The organism is Sphingobacteriia bacterium (assembly GCA_017304685.1).
Classification (GTDB): domain Bacteria; phylum Pseudomonadota; class Alphaproteobacteria; order Rickettsiales; family 33-17; genus JAFKLR01.
The window spans coordinates 324770-344777 of record JAFKLR010000003.1; the positions used below are offsets into that span (position 1 = coordinate 324770).

Annotated in this window: 13 protein-coding genes; 8 read left to right on the forward strand and 5 right to left on the reverse strand. The window is 26.7% G+C overall.

From position 1 onward, the window contains the following. Positions 1-450 precede the first annotated feature (450 nt). Positions 451-4659 carry an ankyrin repeat domain-containing protein gene (locus J0H68_01575; GenBank protein ID MBN8827378.1) on the reverse strand — a complete coding sequence of 1403 codons (4209 nt, stop codon included), beginning with the start codon at positions 4657-4659 and terminating at the stop codon, positions 451-453. A gap of 228 nt (positions 4660-4887) precedes the next feature. On the opposite strand from J0H68_01575, the gene J0H68_01580 reads away from it, so the two are divergent. Both J0H68_01580 and smpB read left to right on the forward strand, forming a co-directional pair. Further along, positions 4888-5766: a 4-hydroxy-tetrahydrodipicolinate synthase gene (locus tag J0H68_01580; protein ID MBN8827379.1), complete on the forward strand. Its 879-nt coding sequence runs from the start codon at positions 4888-4890 to the stop codon at positions 5764-5766. After that, positions 5756-6271, forward strand: coding sequence for an SsrA-binding protein SmpB (smpB, locus tag J0H68_01585; GenBank protein MBN8827380.1), 516 nt, complete (start codon positions 5756-5758; stop codon positions 6269-6271). The genes J0H68_01580 and smpB overlap by 11 nt, the downstream gene beginning before the upstream one ends. 28 nt (positions 6272-6299) lie before the next feature. Here smpB and J0H68_01590 read toward each other — a convergent pair whose 3' ends face one another. After that, entirely contained in the window at positions 6300-7457 is a 1158-nt protein-coding gene (locus J0H68_01590; protein MBN8827381.1) for a hypothetical protein, read from the reverse strand. Between the two features lie 96 nt (positions 7458-7553). Continuing rightward, positions 7554-9197, reverse strand: a complete 1644-nt coding sequence (locus J0H68_01595) for a hypothetical protein (GenBank protein ID MBN8827382.1) — start codon at positions 9195-9197, stop codon at positions 7554-7556. Between the two features lie 195 nt (positions 9198-9392). Between J0H68_01595 and J0H68_01600 the strand changes: the two genes are divergently transcribed. Together J0H68_01600 and J0H68_01605 are read left to right on the forward strand one after the other, a co-directional pair. Then, entirely contained in the window at positions 9393-11114 is a 1722-nt protein-coding gene (locus J0H68_01600) for a hypothetical protein (GenBank protein MBN8827383.1), read from the forward strand. Between the two features lie 113 nt (positions 11115-11227). Continuing rightward, a complete protein-coding gene (locus J0H68_01605; protein MBN8827384.1) occupies positions 11228-13120 on the forward strand; it encodes a hypothetical protein in 1893 nt (630 codons plus the stop codon). A 43-nt stretch (positions 13121-13163) separates the two neighbouring features. Here the strand turns inward: J0H68_01605 and J0H68_01610 are convergent, their stop codons facing one another. Then, positions 13164-14690: an AMP-binding protein gene (locus J0H68_01610; GenBank protein MBN8827385.1), complete on the reverse strand. Its 1527-nt coding sequence runs from the start codon at positions 14688-14690 to the stop codon at positions 13164-13166. Positions 14691-14857: 167 nt separating this feature from the next. Between J0H68_01610 and J0H68_01615 the strand changes: the two genes are divergently transcribed. Next, on the forward strand, positions 14858-16006 hold the full coding sequence (locus tag J0H68_01615; GenBank protein ID MBN8827386.1) for a hypothetical protein: 1149 nt from the start codon (positions 14858-14860) through the stop codon (positions 16004-16006). A gap of 44 nt (positions 16007-16050) precedes the next feature. Here J0H68_01615 and J0H68_01620 read toward each other — a convergent pair whose 3' ends face one another. Further along, the gene (locus J0H68_01620) at positions 16051-17025 is read right to left on the reverse strand and encodes a sodium-dependent bicarbonate transport family permease (protein MBN8827387.1); all 975 of its coding nucleotides are present in this window, start codon (positions 17023-17025) and stop codon (positions 16051-16053) included. Between the two features lie 294 nt (positions 17026-17319). On the opposite strand from J0H68_01620, the gene J0H68_01625 reads away from it, so the two are divergent. The 3 genes from J0H68_01625 (at position 17320) to J0H68_01635 (ending at position 20002) form a co-directional block, all read left to right on the forward strand. Next, entirely contained in the window at positions 17320-18144 is an 825-nt protein-coding gene (locus J0H68_01625) for a hypothetical protein (protein MBN8827388.1), read from the forward strand. Positions 18145-18219: 75 nt separating this feature from the next. After that, positions 18220-19041 (forward strand): hypothetical protein, encoded by an 822-nt coding sequence (locus J0H68_01630; protein ID MBN8827389.1) that lies wholly within the window; start codon positions 18220-18222, stop codon positions 19039-19041. A 103-nt stretch (positions 19042-19144) separates the two neighbouring features. Next, on the forward strand, positions 19145-20002 hold the full coding sequence (locus J0H68_01635) for a hypothetical protein (protein ID MBN8827390.1): 858 nt from the start codon (positions 19145-19147) through the stop codon (positions 20000-20002). Positions 20003-20008: the final 6 nt, after the last annotated feature.

Below are 20008 nucleotides of genomic sequence, written 5' to 3' on the forward strand. Positions count from 1 at the left end.
AATCAGCTTTTGAAGGTATTGTTGAGTAGCTATTTTTTATTAAAATATTACTACCTAAAATAGAAGAATTTCTATGAATTATTACATATCATACAACCATAAGTATTAAAAAGCAATAAAAGAATAGCGCTTAAATTAATTTATTTTTAAGATAATTAAATGATAGTATTTTTAAAGTGAAATAAGCAGTAAATGCGTACTTTTTTCTATCAATAACACACATTAATATTTTCAAATATTATATTACTTATAGTAATTTTATTTTTAAATTTATGTTCGGTAGTTGGAATTTCGGTAGAAAGGAATAAGTCTTTTTTGAGATTTGATTTTGAAGTAAATAAGCTTAGTTTTTAGGAATTTGTTCATTGCCCCTCCTAGTTTGATTAAGCCTTAAATTAAGTTTATTACATAAAACTTAAAACGACAATAAGTTTTATGTAATAAAGTCTGTTACTTATGTAATGATGGTAGGCTTTGATTTAAACTATCCTGGGCTTTTCTAAATCCGAGTATGTTTTTAATATTATTTAAACAAGTATTAAATGCTTTGTGAGTTATGTTAGTTTTAAATAAAACACGATCACAGAAGTAAAATAAACCAAATAAAGCAATTGATGTTGCGATTATTTTAAGGCGATTTGAGAAGGGCTTTGGATTATTAGCTTTATCATTTTGTTCGATAGAATTTGCTGTTGAATTATTTTTAGCAGGATCTATAACATTATTATTACCTGAATTTTCTTCTGTTTTAGCTGAGACAGTAACCGTTTTCTTAAAGCCATTTTGTACTTCTGAGTCTTCAGAAGAGGTAGTAATATGATTAGTATTATTGGATCCAGGGGTATTAATTGATGCCTTACGTTGTTCTAAAAATTCTTCTGTTTCACGTATATCCTCTCTAGCTCGTGCTAAAATTTTTGTAGTTTCTTCAGCAAATGTTGTTACATAATGTGGAGATTGCGGTGGTAATATTTTTTCTTCCTTTTTTACTATTAAAGGTTCAAAGAGCGCTAATATTTCTGGAGCGTTATGAGATTTAGCATATTCATAAATGGTTTGATTATATTTAGGACTTTCATAATTAATATTAATATCATTCATCGTTAATAGGGATTTTACCGCTTCAATATTATTAAATTCAATTGCTATATAAAATAAATCATAATGTAAGTTTGATGGATTGATTCCTGCAATAAAATGTAAAAGTGTATTTTCGTTACATTGTATGGCTAATGCGTATATCTTTATATAATCAAATGTATTAAATTCAAAAACTTGAAATAAGCTTTTTAAAATTTTAAAGCTAGTAGCACGCTCTTCAGTACTCTTATTAATTGAATCTTTAATATTATTAATTGCTGTGTCAAAAAGGATAAAGTCACTAGTAAGTTTTAATTTATAAAGTTCAACTATGCTTATTATAGGTTCCACTTGGTTAAAATTATTATTCTCAATAGCTTTTAGTAATAATCCTCTATAATTTTTACCAAATTTTTCAAGTGAAATAGCTAAATTATCGTTTAATAACTGGTTGTTAGGATTTGGTGAAAGTAATTCGGCTATTTCCTCATAACCTTGCTCTACAGCGTATTCATAAGGAGTTAAGCCTTGTTCATTCCTTGAAAGAATAGGGATGCCATATTTTAGTAAGGTTTCCACCATCTCTTTATTGTTATTTTTAATAGCTAAATAAATAAGGCTATTATTACAGTTTTTTATTAGAAATTCTTGATAATATTTGTTAATATCATTAAGTATTTCTAATTTGTTATATTTAACAATAAAGGGCAGAAACGATTCTATATTAATATTAGTAAGGTTTGTCATATTTTTTATAAAAAGATGGCAAATCTTTAATCTAATCTCTGATTCTTCTAAGGTTAAATTTTCTGTAATAATTGCAATTTGAAAGTTAAAAAACTCATTGTAATGTAAATTATTTTCTTTAAAAAAAGTTATTAGCGATTCGCATAATAAGTAATTATTATTATAAATCCCATGCATTAATAATGAGTCACATATATTAGAAGAATGTTCTTTTAATGAAGGTGATAAAATTAAAGGTAAAAGGTTTATTAATTTTTCTTCATCTTTTACTTTATAGAAAAAATCTTTAATAAGTTTTACATCTTCATCATCTAAAATTACTTCATAACTTAAGAATAAGTTTAACCACTCTTCAAGTTGGCTTATGTCTTTCGAATTATTATATTTTTTAAGTAATTTAAAAATATGTATATTTTCGTATTTATTATATTTTGTATATACCTTAGAAATTACATTGGGATTGGCTTTATTCTCTAAAAGGAATTTAACCATTTCTATACGTTCATAAATTGTTGCAGTATAAAGTGGTGTTAGACCATCATTAAATTGAGTGTTTACATTAACTTTGTTTTTTATGACTATTAACTTTAAAAGGTCTTGATTATTAGATTTAATTGCACGTTTTGTAATTTCTGCTGCAATATTTTTATTAGGAATTAACCCATTTTCAAGTAATAATTTAATAACTTGTCCACCCGGATGGGAAATTGTTTTGCGTAAATCAGCTTCACATAATGAGTTAGGATTAGCTCCTTTATTTAGCAGCTCTTTAATAATTTCAATATCAAGGTTATGTATGCTTGCTATAGCAAGTGGAGTGTCATTACGATTATTATTAACGTTAGTTTTAGCGCCATGTTCTAATAATAAATTTAGTAATTGTTTTTTATTAACATCAAATTTTAGTTCACATTCCCAAGAGTTTAAATATTTTTCTTTAAATAATGCAAAAATTGGCTTATCGGTTTCAGTTTCAGTAAAATTCGGATCAGCTTTATATTTTAAAAGTAATTCAACGGCTTCTTTATTGCCATTTTCTAAGGCTATATATAAAAGTGACTGATTTTTTTGATGTAAAATTCTATTAGGATCTACATTATATTTTGTAAAAAGTATTTCTAAAAGCTTTTCGCTTTTTTCAGTAATTGCAATATCAATTATATAATCTAACTGAACTTGAGAAGGAACAATTCCTTTATTTAATAATAAAAATATAGCTTCAATATTGGCTGAATTAATAGCAGTTTCTAAAGTTAAAGAAGGTATATTTGGACTGTGACTTAACAATTTTTCAATTATAGAAATATTAAGTTTGTGCTTTATTGCTAAGGTGAGGGGTTTTTTGTTATCATAATATTGGCTAATAGGATCGGCGCCGTATTTCAATAATAAATTTAATAGTTTTTCTTTGTGTTCGTTAAAATCAATTTTACCTTCTTTATTTACTTCAAATAACTTAAGTAAGGGAGATGAAACATGGCGTGATGAAATGTTAGGATTAGCACCGTTTTTTAATAAAGTTTCACAAATTTGTAAATATTCTTCAAATTTAGCGTCATATTCCTCTTTTTTTTCCTTATAATTTTTAAAATCTTTTATAGAAATAGCTTTACTAACTGCTCCATATAATGGATTTTTGTCTAAAGACATTGCGTTAGTTTCAGCACCATAATGAAGAAGAGAAATAACTATTTCATGTTTTCTATGCGATGCTGCCAAAAATAGTGAGTTGTTATAAGATATATTACTTGGGTTTATTATAAAAAATACATGATTTGGGTCTCCACCTCTTTCTAATATATTCTGAAGTGAATTCTCATCATATAAAGTTCCATTATACAAACTTTTACAAGCTACTCTTATATCTTCGTTCAAATTTTTAATGGTGCTTTCAATTAAAACAGTAGTTTTTGCAGAAGGTTTATCTGATAAAAGTTTTTTTACTCTAGAATATAAGTCGTAATCATCAATTAAATGTAATATCAAAAGTTGGCCTGGAGTTTCAGTTTTAATATATTTTTGTAAATTAGTGCCTATGAGTTTAGATTCAATCTGGATTTTGTTATTCTTAAGCAAATCTGCAAATATTGTTGTAAGTAATTCTTTATTATCTTTCTTGAAATAAGTGCGAATAACTGAACGCTCAGCTAGGGTAAGTTCTTTTGCATTAATTAACTTTTCTATTGCTTCATTTATGTTTTTATGTTTTGAGCAAAAAATAACTAATTGATAAAAATTATGATCCTTTGGGTTTAATTTTAAGTGTGAGCTAATATCGTATACGCCAATATCCTCATTTTTTCTAATTAAGTTGTCAAGGTGTTCTTTAAACCCTGTTACCATCCCGTATTCGTGACTTAAAATTGCGTTTCCTAAATCTTCTATTTCTTTTACGAAGTCAAAAGCTGCTCCATTAATCTCAAACTTAATATTATTTGTTCTGGCATACATTAAAGGGGTTTGGCCTGAGGCATTGAACGAACTAAAATAATCTTGAATTAACTTGCTTTGTTTTTCAGTATTGGCTTTTTTTAGATTTTGTACAATTTCATATAATACTTTTTGAGCAGCTTTTATGTGTTTTGTTTGTTCAAATTGGTGATTAATAGAAAGAAAAATTAATGAATGAAGTAAAGAATGACCTTCATCAAGAAACGGATGTTTTAATGAAGCTTTTTCTTCATCAGAAAATACTGCATCAAAATTTACACTTAAAATTCCCGGGCGCTTATTTATGTTTTCAATTAAGGATTCGGCATCAAATTCTTTTTCATTACTTAATAATTCCTTAAAGAAAATTTTAGCAATTTCATTAATATCTGAACTAAGCATAATAGCTCCCTATTATAACAAATTTTAAGGAATTATAATAAAGAGTTAATAAATTGTCAATAATTATTACATTTTAGTGGTATTTATAAACTATTGAAAATTAAGGTATTTTGCTTAATTAAAATAAAAAGCTTTATTTAAATAAAATTATCTAAACCCCATTGATTTATTGAAGATATTAGGGTAATTTTAACCAAATCACAAAATATTTATAGGAATTACCTAAAGATGAATGCATTTAAAGGCGTATTTACTGCCCTTATAACACCTTTTGAAGATGATTTAACGCTTGATGTTAAAGCGCTTGCCCGCCTTGCCAATTGGCAGGTTGAAAATGGGGTTAGTGGAATAGTTGTTTCAGGAACAACTGGGGAAGCGCCTAATTTAACCGATGATGAGTTTATCGAAATTATTCAAACAGTTAAAAGATACACTAAAGGAAATATACCGGTAATTGCAGGCGTTGGCTCAAATTCTACTGAGAAAACAATTAAACAAGCAAAACTTGCTGAAAAAAGTGGTGCAGATGCGTTAATGGTAGTGGCGCCTTATTATAATAAACCTATGCAGCAAGGTTTGATTGAGCATTTTAAATTAATTTCAATTAGCACTCATTTACCTATAATTGTTTATAACATTCCAGGTAGATCAGTTATTAATATGGAAATTTCAACTATTACTGCATTACTTAATTTTAGAAATATTGTTGCGATTAAAGAATCAACTGCAAATATTCTTCGTTTTACAGAACTTTGCGATTTAAGTGATAGACTTTCTGTACTTTGTGGAGATGATTTGATGGCATTACCTGCAAGAGCGCTTGGTGCGCAGGGTGTAGTGTCGGTTATTTCTAATTTTCTACCAGATTTAGTTGTTCAAATGCATAACGCTTGTGACAGAGGGAATTTTGATGAAGCTAAAAAAATCCATAATAACCTTTACAGGTTGACTCAATTAATGTTTATTGAAACAAATCCAATACCAACTAAATATGCAATGAGTTTACTTAGTCTTTGTAAGAATAATCTAAGGCTACCTTTAACCCCGCTTTCAGAAGAGCATAAAAGTAAAGTTGAATATGAACTTAGGAGCTTTTATGACTTCTAAAACAAATAAAGGGAAAAGCGGTAAGCAAACTAAAGGGGCTAAAACTTCAACCATAAACAGACAGCTCGCTCAAAATAGAAAAGCAAGATTTGAATATCATATTCTTGAAACAATGGAAGCTGGTATTTCTCTTTTAGGAAGTGAAATTAAATCCGCCCGCGCCGGCAAAATTAACATTAATGATTCTTATGCACTTGAAAAGCATGGTGAAATATATCTGGTAAACTCTCACATAGCTGAGTATAAAGGTGCAAATCGTTTTAATCATGAGCCAACTCGCATGAGAAAACTTCTTCTTCATAGAAAAGAAGTAAATAAGCTTATGGGGAAAATTAAAATTAAGGGCTACAGTTTAGTGCCCCTTTCAGCTTATATTAATTCTCGTAATTTTCTTAAAATAGAACTTGCTTTAGTTCAAGGAAAACAAATGCATGATAAGCGCCAAACTATTAAAGAAAGAGAATGGAATAGAGATAAGCAAAGAATTCTAAAAAATAAAAGATAAGGAAATAAACTTCTATATCTTTATAACACTAAAACCCTATTTTAGCTCTTTTACTTTCTTTATATTCAGGGTCTTTATCTTCTTCTCTCTTACGTTTAGAGGCAGGATCTGGGCCTTCGTTTAAATTATTTTGTTCGCGCTGAAGTTTTTCTTTTTCAAGTTCTGCAATTGCTTTTCTACGGATATCATTCATTAGTTCTTGGAGATCATTTGAGCAAAATATTTTAATTGTAAGCTCATTCATTAATCTACCAGCAAAAATTAAAAAGTTTTCATATATTTTATTAAATGCTGGAAGAGTTTTTATAGATGATATGTCAATATTATCCGTAATCAAAACTATGTTTTTAAGATTTGGCAGGTTTTGGATATATTTTAAATCTTCTTCTTCCAAAATAAGAAAATTATCAATTCTAAGTGTTTTAATATTTGATAAAGCGCTTACTTCACTTAATTTACATAAGAGATTAGGAGAAAGGCGTAATTCTTTCAGATTTCCAAGATTTGTAAGTGTTGAAGAATGTATTAATTTTTCACAAGCAGAAATATCCAAATATTCTAAATTATGTAAATCAGAAATTGTTTGAGCAAAGTCAATTTCATTCACAGAAATTATAAGTTTTTTAAGTTCAGTAAAGCTATTTAAAAGGTTTAAATGTTTAAAACCAAACTCACGGTTAATGTGTAATGATTCTAATTGAGTAAGTTTTCTTATGTATTTGAAATTTGCTATATTACTATCGCTAAGTTTTAAATGTTTTAAAGTTGTAAGTGTATTTAATATTTCAGGGTTTTCAAGCTCAACTGAATCAATTTCTAAATCTATCAAAGACTTTAAATTAGCAATATTTATAAGGTCAAAATCTGCTTCTAAATTACTTAGGTTTAGTGACCTAAGGTTAACTAACTTAGTTAATCCCTGCCAGTTATCAGTAATTGTACAACTTTCTAAACTTAAAGATTTTAGGTTTGTTAAATTAGAGAGAACTTCAAATTCAAATTCTAAACCTTCTATTTTTAAATGTTTTGGTAATGCTAAAGGAGGGTTAGGTTTGCTATAAAAAGCAATAAATTTCTCAAGCATTTCGTGAGAATCAATAGTTACATCTTTAAGTTTTAAAGGAAATAGTGGAGAGTCATGATCAAGGCTATAAGATTCTTCAAATTCTATTTTATTCTTTTTCATTTTATACTCTCAATTAATTGCAAGGTTGCATTATAATTAACAGGTGGTTAAATGTAAATAATATTTAGATGATTTATGAACACTTAAGTTATTGAATTAATTAGAAATATTTGCTTCAATTTCTTTTTCAGCCTTACGCTTGTTTTCAATTACTTCCCTAAAATCATTATTCTCACTCTTTGCAATTAAATGAGAGATTAATCCAGATGTAACAGTTCCACCTAACACATATCTCTTAGGTTTTGATAATAAAGTATCTAAAAATTTATTACTAATCATAAAAACTGGTGGAACATTATTAACTGGATTTAAGGCAAATAATATCCACGAAATACATTGGAATACTGCAACACTTAATATTAAAGTCATAAGCGCAGCTATAGGAAAAGTTGCAATAAATGTTAAAATATAATTTACCTTACAAAATTTTTCAGCAACCAATTCATTTTGATAAATGAAATTAAAAAGTTTAGGTTTTAAATTCCTAATTTTATTTCTGCATTTATCTTTTTCTTGAGGTGGAGTAAAAGGACTATCAATTGAAAATTGAAGTTTTATTATTTCTTTCCATGTCTCTAAAGGTGTAATGCTATTCGCTCGATTTACATCTTCTTTATATTTATAAAAAAGTTCATTATCTTCTTGGTTTATATAAGAATGTTGTGGATTTGAACTCATGCTTTGAGTAAAACGCTCAAATTGATTTAATTTATATTGTCTATGTGAAATATTTTCTTGTAAAGATGCTGCAAGTAATAATATTTTAAAATTAAGGCTATAATTTGATGCTAAGATAACAGGTTTTGTTTTGATTCCGTTCTGTGAAACAGGTTTAAATATATGGTAGTAGTTTATCAAATATTCTAAATCTCTTAACTTATCAAGTCCATCACTGACTGATGTATTCCTTCTATCAATTAAATAAGTATTTAAAGGATCAAGAGGGTTAAGTCTCTTTAATATTTGAAGCTTTTCTTCATCATCTAATTGGTCGTCATTCATTATTTTAATAATATAATCTGCAATTAATTTTCTTTGCATGCCTTTATAACGAAATAAATACTGAGCTTTAATGGGAGGGTTTTCAGAGTTAAAATTTTCTTCAAGTGTATGTTCATATTTTTTAATAACGTAATTTGTGATTTGGGTTATAAATTCTAATTTTCTGAATTCAAATTCACTAATGTTATGAATGCAAGTAGCTCGTTGCATAAATTCAATAAAGTTCACGTAACCGAAATTATCTATAATTTTTGTGATAATTTCTAAATAAGATTCAATCTCTTCAAAGTTTTCAAGTGCAAGGAAACCAGATAATAAATCGTCTCTTATAATTATAAAATCCTGTTTCGTTTTAAGCTTGTTTAAGCAGTGTTCAATTAAAGATATTTCTTTGTTATTAACATAAAATTTTTCTGTAAGTAGTTTAGTAAAAAAATCTTTATCATGGTCAATCAAAAAATTAAGCAAAGGGATTTTGTTTTCATCGAGAGAAGAAAGTGAATATGAGGTAAGTAGCCAACTTAAATTATTAAACTTAATAATTGGAATAATTCCATTTTCATCAACTTCTTCTACTAAATAACCTTCTTCTTTTATGAAACTATACCAATTAGAGTTAATGGTTAAAGGTAAATTTATAATAGAAATTTCATTGTAAGGAATGGTATATGAATTTAATTGCCCTTCTAAATCATAATATTTAACTAATCTATCAAATATAAAACCAACTATTTTCATTTATAATCTCATTAAAATTACCCGCATATTAATACATTGTTAACTATTTGTCAATAAATTTACTATTGCAATGTCAGGCATATTGTTAAAAAATAAATATTCATAAATATCAATAACTTAGTCGATAAAAATAACAAAATTATTACCGCTATTTGATTTAATGATACTGCCATTTATATGGTTTTTAGAGGTTATATGAAAAGAAAAGCTAACAGTATCGATGAAAAATTTAAAAAAAAGTTTTGGGGAGATATTTTAAGATATCTAGTTGGTGATTATGAAGATGAAGTAAATTTAAGTTATGTAATTTGTAATGTGAAGCCACTTAAAAACTTACCATCCTATGTCAAAGTATTGTTTAGTAATTACAGTTTCAAATATAATATTAGTAATTATTGTCCATTATATGAAAATCCTGGATCTAACTTATTTACGCATTTACTAACCCAAGTTCCTTTATCAAATTTTATAAAAATACTCGAATTATTAAAGATAATTGGTAAAGATCAAGAGATTATAAAAGATGTTTTTCTTTATAACTTTCTAATAAAACCTCAATTTGATAATCCACACGATAGATTTATAGTAGCTATGTTTTTCTGGAATTTAGCTAACGATGATACGAAATATGCAATAATTATGCATGAAGAAGGTGAGATTTTTAAAAAAATATTTTTTCATGCTTTCATTAAAAATAATGAAATTTATATGAAAGGAATTTATTTTTCTGATGAAGCGATAATTAAACAACTTGTATTTCCTTTTATTTGCCAAAAGAAAAACAACGCTAATTTAATGAATTTTTTAGGCGACAGATATTACGAATTTATTTCATCTTATGTATCATTAAATATTCGCGGAAGTTTTCTAGAAACGTTTTTGAGGAAAAATATTCCTTTAGAATTACAAAGAAATGCTTTTTTGAAAGCTTTTAAAAGTATGTTTAATAATTATTTAATGCATGAATGGGGAATGTATAAGCTAAAGGAAATATGGATTTATGCTTTAAAAAACTTAAATATTAATAAACAAGAGGTGCTAAAAGACTTGTTTATGTCTCCTGAGTTTTTAGAAGCTATAAAACATCTGCATCAAAATAAGTTTGAATGTTATGAAGTAAGTAAGCTTTTTACTAAAGACAGAAAAGAATACAAAACTTACTTAATAAACCATGCCATATATAAACAGGTTAAAATGACAAATATTTATTTTAGAGGGAGTAAGTTTATATATAGCTTATGGAATGAGTTAGATATTCCTATAAAAAAACTAATTAAAAAATTTTATAAATATAAATTTTCACAAGAAGAATATCAACAACTTGATTATGATAGTAAGTATTTCATAGCTGCCCTAATTCATACAACTGAGAAATTAACAGAAAATCAAATTGAGGAGGATTTAAATAAAGTTTGTGAGAAAGCATTAACTAGTTTTAATTATTTAATCACAATTTGGGAATTTAATGTTGAAAAAGTTCAATTAGATACGAGAATAGATTTGAAAGAAAAAAATAAGTTGAAACAAGACGCGCTAGAGGAATTATTTACTTCTGATGAATTATTTATAGTCTTAACATATTTTTATACCTTCAAAAACGAATTTAAAAATAGTGAAACTGTAGACAAAAAATACAAGGAATCATTTGATTTACATAGTTTGTATGAAAAAATATTTACTGCTATTTTTAATATAGGAAAGCATTTAAAAAATATTACAAAAGTAAAAATAAGGAATAACATAAGATTCATTAATTTTATCAGTAAAGTATATATATCTTCTGATTGCCCTTTTTTAAAAACTTTTGAAATTACGGACAAAAATGAATTAAGTAATAGAGAGATTGCAGAAGAAGAATTTAGAAATATTTTAGCATCTTCTCAAAACACCGATCCCGTACCCGTATGTATGAAGTAATTATTTTCTATATAAAACAGTATTTTAGTTTTAATTATTAAAAATTTTGTTAATATTAATAAATATAAATTTGCTGATAAGTTTAATAATCTAATCTTACTTCTGGAAAATATATGAGAAGGAAAAGTGAATCCTCAAAGGATGAAATCGAAAGTATTGAAAGTAAAATTAAAAATAAGAAGAGTAATTTAATTGTAGACGAAAAATTTAAAGAAGAGTTTTGGAAAGCAATTTTTATATATTTTCTTAGCGATTTTAATCCTAAAAGCGGTAAAATTAGTCAAGAAACTCATGAAAAGTTTAATTTAGATTTTATTAAAAAAAGATATTTGTCAAAGTTAACTTCAGCATCACTAACCAAAGATGCATTAGAAAATAATATAAATATATTATTCAATTCAAATGGAGCGGAATTTGAGCATTATGTATCATTTTTTGATAACCATTTATCAAATGTTTTTATAATGTTTTTATATAAGGCACAAATTTATTCTTTTAATCAAGGAATAAGTGAAAATAATAAGGAACGTGAAACCCCTTTAAATGAAACTATCCTTTTTGCAAGATTTATTGAGTTTATTCCTTTATTAAAGCTTATAAATAAAGATCAAGAAGTAATTAGAGACATTTTGATATACAATATTATGTTTAAAGTCGAATATAAAGATTTTGATTTTAGATATATGTTACTGCGCATTTTATGGGATAAGTTAGAAATTACTACATTCTATGAAATAATTGAATATAAAGATGCAAGCGTTTTAAAATTTATAGAACATGATTTTAAACTTCTCGAACTACCAGGTAGATTTCAAAATATTTTATTAGAAAAACAAGCGGAAGATAAGGAAAATATTGACCTTCAAGCTCAAGGTGAAAATTATCATTTTTCAATGTTAGAGAGAACTAAATCTAAAAAAGATATATTAGAAAATCTTGTTAGTCCTAAATTGAAAAGATCTTTAAATGCTTCACATGATGAAGATAGTGTAGATAATTTATTTAAACCTTCTAAAGAAGATTTAGAGTTTTTAAATATACCTACCTCACCAGAAAACAGTATTGAACAAGAAGAATATAAGCGAAATAAAGTTAAAAGAACATTAGCTAAGAATTTCTTTGATTTTTTTAACCCTTCTTTTGAAGAGGTTTTTAATAAAAACGAATGGTTGCCTGACATTTTAAAAGAAATAGCACTTGATGGGAATATATATAAAGATTTAAGTAAGCAATTTAATCAGATATTTGCTGAGAATTTAACTACTACTGAAGGAATTAAAATATTAGCTAAAACATGGAGTAATGTAGTTAAAATTCCAACCTTTAATGTACAAAAAATTTTATATAATTTCTTTACCTCTAAAGAGCTTTTTAAATGTATTGAAACTATATGCAGCAATAAGGATAGAGGCAGATTATCAAAAAACGGTAAACGTACGTCAGGAGAAATTTATTTAGAAATAACAAAATTTGTTAACCGTTTATGGGATCAGGTTGACGCGTTAATGAAAGAGGAAATAATCCAAACAAGCCATATGTTCTATAAATTTCAAGAGAAATTTATAAGAGATCATATGTTTTCTGAATTAAGATTTATAAATAGTTTGTTTAGGAAAAATTCAACATCAAGCCTACCTACATCTCCACTAATGAAAAGAATTATAGATGTAAATAAAAAGGGGGGAGAGGTGAAGTTTGTGAGGCAAGATTCAGGTGAGGATATTATTAAGCTAAGATTATCAGGCTCAGAAGAAAAAATTGAGATAAAGCGTAAAGTAAGTACTGAAAGTCCGCCACCTTCACTTAAACTTAAAAGCAAGGAAGAAGCTAAAAGTAAGCGTGAAGAAATAGATGGAAAGTCGAAAAAAGGCGTAATAAAAGTAAGCCCGCCATCAACAGTGCTACTAAAAGAAAAGGAAGAAGTGAGCAAACGAAATAATATTGAAACAGTGTTACAAAAAGTTTTTAGGACCGAAGAGAGTTTAGAAATCGAAAGAAAAAAGTAAATAAACTGATTTCTTTCTTATAAACTATATAAATTAAGGCTATTTAAACTTTGGATAAAGCAGAATTGTTTGTTGAAAATATATCCTTATATAAGTCCCTTAAAATATTTTTCTGAACTTTCCCCATTGTATTTTTTGGTAATTGGTCGATGAAAATAACTTTTTTTGGAGCTTTAAATGGGGCGTGATGCTTTTTAACTTCAAGAACTATCAATTCTTCAGTTAACTTGCTTTTATCACCTTCTAGAACAGCAATTACAGCTTCTCCAAAATCTTCATGTGGTATTCCTATAATCGCAGATTCGATAACGCCTTCTATTGCATTAATTGAAGTTTCAATTTCAATTGGATAAATATTTAAGCCCCCAGAAATAATCATATCTTTTGAACGACCTGAAATGCTAAGATATCCATCTTCATCAACTGAACCTAAATCGCCTGTGTTAAAGAAACCGTCATTAGTCATGTCCTCTTTAGTTTTTATTGGGTTTTGCCAATAGCCTAAAAATAAATTAGGGCCTTTAACTTGTATGCTGCCAATTTCATTTATTGAGACTGGCTTATTATCTTCATCCACAATTCTAATATTTACATTTGGAAGAGGTAAACCAACTGAACCAATTTTTCTTTCACCATTTAATGGGTTACTTGTATTTATTCCTGTTTCAGTCATGCCATAACGTTCTAAAATCTTATGATTAGTTTTACTATTAAACTCATTGAAGGTTGAGGGTAAAAGGGGAGCGGAGCCTGAAATAAACAAACGTATATGTTTTGTATTTTCAATATTTAACCTTAGATCTTTTAATAACCTAATGTAATAGGTTGGAACGCCCATAAAAATAGTAGAATATGAGAGATATTTAAAAAATAATTCGTTATCAAATTTTGGTAATAATAAAAGACTTGCACCGCTTAATAATGCAGTATGAGTTGCAAAAAACAAACCATGCACATGAAATAAGGGTAACATATGAAGAATAGTGTCATTAGTACTTATTCCCCAGGTTTTATTCAAATCAAGCGCATTAATATATAAGCCTTGATGCGTTAACATTGCGCCCTTTGGTTTACCTGTTGTGCCTGAAGTATAGAGTATTACAGCAATATCATTTGGTTTAGAATTATATATAATATCGCTTCCATTAATTTTATGAAGCTCACTTAGAAGCGTACCATTGCCTAAATTATCTAATGTTTTTACATGTAGGTTACTAGCGCTTTTAATATTTGAAATTTCCTTTTCTTTTTTGGGATCGCATATAATAACTTTTGGCTTAGCGTCATTAAAAAAATAATCGAGTTCATCATTGGTGTAAGTAGAATTAAGTGGAAGGTAAATGAATCCACTTCTTAAACATGCAAGGTAAAGAAATAAATTATATTCTGATTTTTTAATTTGAACAGCTAGCCTATCTTCTGGTTTCATACCAAGGTTTAAAAGAATAGTAGCAATTTGACCTGTTATTGTATCAATTTCTTGAAAGCTATATTTCTTATTTTCTGTAATAACAATAGGTTTTGAAGTAGATTCTAAAGCTTCTTTAAATAGACCATATAAATTGCGCATAGCTAAAAATTTTCAAATTAATTCAATCAAAAATTGTAGGATAATTTAAATTGCCGCTCAAGTGGTTTGTTAAAGTAATAAAAATTAAATCAATTAATATAATTGACTCTACTTATTTATTAATTAAACTGTCTACTAACTAAACATTAACCTTTAAGTAAAATTATATGCAAAGTCAGGAAAAGAGTTTTAGAAACTCAATGGAAATTGAGCCTATGGAAATCGAGGCTAAAGAAGGGCCAATCAATGATTCTCCAAATGATATTTTATTTAGCATTTTTAATAAATTAGGCGACCGTAAGGAATTACTCAATCTTAGCACTTTATCAAGGAAATTTAATATAATCGTCAAAGAATTATTATTATGTACAAATATTATTTTTAATGAAGAGAAATTTTTAAAATTTGTAAGAGAAATGGGAAAATATGAGTTAAATAATAAAGTTACAAACCTTACTTTGCTTGGCATTTCTTTCGATAATTTAAAATTTATAGAAAATTTTGAAAATATAGTTTATTTAGAGTTAAATTATAACAAAGCAATTAATTTAAATTTTGTGAGTAAACTTAATAAACTCAAAAGTTTATATTTAAGTTTTAATGCTTTGACTCAACAAGAAATAGAAAAATTAAATAACACATCCTTAGAAAGTTTAGACTTATCTTATATAGATATAACTAATTTAGATTTTATTAAAAACTTACCTAAATTAAAAGCGGTTAGATTAAGTAACTGTCAAAATTTGACTCAAAGTGAACTTGAAAAACTTGAAAAATATGAATTGCTAGAAGAATTAGATTTAAGTTATACAAATTTGTCAGATATTAGTTTTATAGGTAGTTTGAAAAATTTAAAAAGGCTTACAATTACTAATTTAACAAATTTAAAACAAATTTCAGAAGATGCCTTTATAAATAATCAATTGCTAAAGGAGTTAAATATACCATCGTATTGTCAGAATCTAACCTTTCTCAAGCATTTGCCGAACTTAAAAGTTTTTAGCGCAATGTATTGTCAAAAACTTACGCAAAATGAAATTGAAAAGCTTAAAAATAATAAATTGTTAGAAGAATTAAATGTATCATATACTTTTATAACTAATATTGATTTTATAAAAGAATTACCTAATTTACAACGAATTTGGATATTTTATTGTATAAAATTAGATATTGAAGCATTGGCTAAAACCTTTAGTGAATTAAAAAATACTAGACCTAATTTAGTAATTAAAATGGATAACATTATTGAAAGAAAAGTGAAAGCTTATCTCTCTAAAATGTCTAAAGAAAATAATAACGCAATGCAAATATGTTAATCCTTACTCATAGTAATTATACTTAATTCAGAATTACTATATTATCAAAACATTTTATAAAGCTTTTCTGCTAAATAGTAGTAAAGGGTTATTCCTATTACAATATTAAATGGTACGTTAATTCCAAGGGTTGAAATTAAAGGTAGTGATGGGTTAGCTTCAGGAAGTGAGGCTTTCATTGCTGCAGGAACTGCAATATAGGATGAGCTTGCAGCCATAACACCAAGTAATGTAGCGCCACCTAATGAAAGACCGGCAAATTTACCAAACATAATTCCAATTAGAGCAAATGGAATTGGAATTAGAAGGTTAAATAACACTAAAAATATACCAACATTTTTTAATTCACCCCAGTTTTTCGCAGTATTTATTCCCATTTGAAGTAGGAATAAACATAAAACGCCTTTAAATGGTAACTCAAAAAAGACTTTTAAATCATACGAATGAGCTTCTCTTACAATCATTCCAATTACAAGGCCACCAACAAGTAAAAGAATGCTTTTTGTAAATAATGTGCGAATGATAATACTTGGAATACGTTTAAAACCAGTTCTATGTCTTAAATGCACAATTGTAAGCGCAATTATAATTGATGGTATTTCTAAAATTGCCACAAGGGCTGTCATAAATGGTTCATAATCTTCGTTAAAAGTTGCCAAATATGAAGTGGCCGCCATAAAAGTTACGACTGAAACTGATCCATGATGTGCAGCAATGGAAGCAGCATTTATAAAGTCAATTTTACCAATAAACCGTAAAAAGGAATAAGCAATTAATGTTGTTGCAAAAGCAATGCTTATGGTTGCAATTACCGGCAATAATAAATCATAGGCATTTGTATGCGAAATTTTCATCCCACCTTTAATACCAATCGCCAGAAGAAGGTAAATAGCAATAGTATCAAAAATTTTGTTTTCAATTTGTAAATTGCTATGGGTGATTGCGGCAATTATACCTAAAATAAAGCACATTATTCCTGGGTTAAGCAGATTAGTAAGGACAAAATCTACAATTGTCATACAGCCTCATAAATGTGTTTATTATATTATCTCAAAGTATCAGCATTTTATAGATTATCTTAGGAAAAGCAAGGTTTTTTCTGTTAAAAATCATGTAAAAGCCTTAAAGCTATTAATACTTTTATATTATTTCTTGTTAGCAACTTTTAAAATCTACTGTCACTTTAAAGTAAAAATCAAAAGCAAGTTAATAAAAACTTAATTTATTAACTAATTATTTTGACAAGGAATTTTCTCTATTTTACAATTAAATTAATATTGAAATATTTATTTAATTTTGGATGGAGCTTAAAGATGAGTTTAAGAGATTTACCATGGTTTAAGTTTATTCCAGATGATATTATTTATGCACAAGGGCATTTATGCATAAATGGTAAAATGAATGTACGAGGTGTGTGTTTTGGCTTAACAACTGATTGGATAAAATATAGTTTTTCAAACCCTAATGATAATTATTTTATAGATAAATATTATGCAAAATATACAATCGATGACCCTTCTACTAATGTACCGGTCTCTAAATCTTATAAATATAGCCATAAATTATTTTCAGAAAATTATTATAATCGAATAAATTATTATCAAGCTTCACAATATAACGATTCGTTAGATCCTTTATTTAATAATTTTACTAAAGATTTTTATAGTGCAAATAATAATGAATTACCTGATATTGCCTATATTTACTATGAAAGAATAATGAATGGGAAATATGAATATGGCCATGCCTGTTCATATAAAATTACTAATGCACCAAATCAAACTTATAGTTTTTTATTTTTTGATCCCAATTTTGGCGAAATAAAAGGTGGTAATTATAGAAATAAAGAAGAAGTAGTAACTGCGCTAAAACAGCATATAAAAGATCATAATATCTATAAATATGATAATGATTATAACAAAACACTTTATGTAGTTAATTCTACGAACTTAGTATCTAAAATAAATGCTCTTTGGAAAAAAGATAAGTTATACATAGCTTCTAAAGGAATAGGTGAGAATTCTCTGCATTATAACGATATCAAAAGTTTTATTAAGAATGAATATTCTCCACACACTTATTATGGTAATGATATTAGTAACATTGCTAATGAAATAAACGGTGATTATTTTTCATAAATATTATTTAAAAACCCTTTGCAAAATAAATGATTAATATATAAATAGTCTTAATCATTTATTAAGGTTTATTATATGCATTGCGGCGATTATATTGTTTATTTACTTTCAGGAACCAAAGCATTTTTTCCACAAGCTTTAGCTGGTAATTCTAAAATGCCACTAACCGGATCATGTTATGGGTTATCAATCGACTGGTTAAATTATACCTCTAATAACCCTCAAAAAAATTACTTAACTGATAAATATAATATTAAATCTGAAATTAAAGTGAAATTTAAATTCCCAGAGGGTTTATGCTTTTATCATAAGATTAATTCAGATAATTTCTATAATAGAATAAATTTTTATCAAGCTTTAAAATACAAGCTACTAGATGAAAAATATGAGGTAAAGTCAAACTTTCCATTTCTTAATAACAAAGAAATACCCGATGCTTCAAATATACTATTTTGGAATGATTCAAAATTAATTTTTAAGCCTAACACTTCAATTGGTCATATGACAGCTTATAGAATAGCTAATACTGAAGATGGATTTAAATATATATATTTTGATCCTAATGCAGGGGAATATGAAGGAAAAATTTTTAAAACTAAAGAAGAGGCAAAATCTGAGCTTCAAAGTTTTGTAGCTAAGCAAATGGATAAATGTCTAGGTTTTAAGGCTAAAGGATGTTTTGTTGTAAACAACCCTGAATCATTTATTAAAGATGCTAAGTATTTATGGAAATTAAATAAACCTGGAATAACTAATAAAGGAATCGGTGAAAATTCGTTAAATTCAAAAGAGATTGAGGGATTTATACTTGAAAAATATAATATAAATGTTTCCACATTATATGATGTCGAGCATGTTAATAATCCTGAAAATATAGATTTCGACTATATTCAATAAATTTCCTTAAATATCAATTGTTAATAAAAGGTTAATTATTTATTGACTTTTAGTTAATTTTGTATTAGAATTCTTCTAAATAATTAATATTTAGAGATGTTTTATGGATATAGCACAACATTACACGTTTAAACAAAGTAATTTAGTTAAAAATGGTTATATGGATAAAGAAGGATCTTGCTTTGGATTAAGTGTTGATTGGCTAAGATTTAATAACAAATACCAAAATAAAAATTATCTTCAAGATAAATATTATAAAAAAGCATTTACAGTTGAAAAACAGGTAAATGGAATAAAAGTTTCTTTTGACGAGTTTAATTCTAATAATTTTTATAATAGAATTAATTATTATAGTGAAATGCAGCAAAACTTTTATAACAACAAATATGGTTTAAAAGCATCATATAATTTTCTTTTTAATAAAGAAGCTATTGCAGACAGTGGAATTATTTTATTAAGTTCAAGCTATTGTTTTACTTATAGAGATGATTTATTTAAAAGCAAAGTGAAAGCTCATGCTTGCGCATACAAAATTAATAAAACCGGACAAGGTTTTAATTATAAATATTTTGACCCAAATTTTGGAGAATCAGTTAGCATTAACTATCCAACAAGGGAAATGGCAATTACTAATTTACATTATAAAATTTCTACTGATATGTCTTCTAATTATTTTTCAATATATAAAGATTTTATATTTTCAAAAAATTCTGACCAATTTATTAATGATATGCACTCCTGGTGGAAAAAGGATAAACCTTCTATTTCTTCAAAAGGTACAGGTAAAAATTCTTTAACTCACAAAGAAATAAAAGAATTTGTTGAGGGTAAATTAACCAATTTAATTAGTGACTATAAAAATGTTTTTTTCCTAAAAATAGGAAGTTGTTTGGACCAAGTTCAACCAAATGAAGTTCATGTTTCTGAAGCTATAGATCATGCGCTTGACTATTATAATTAAGGAAAG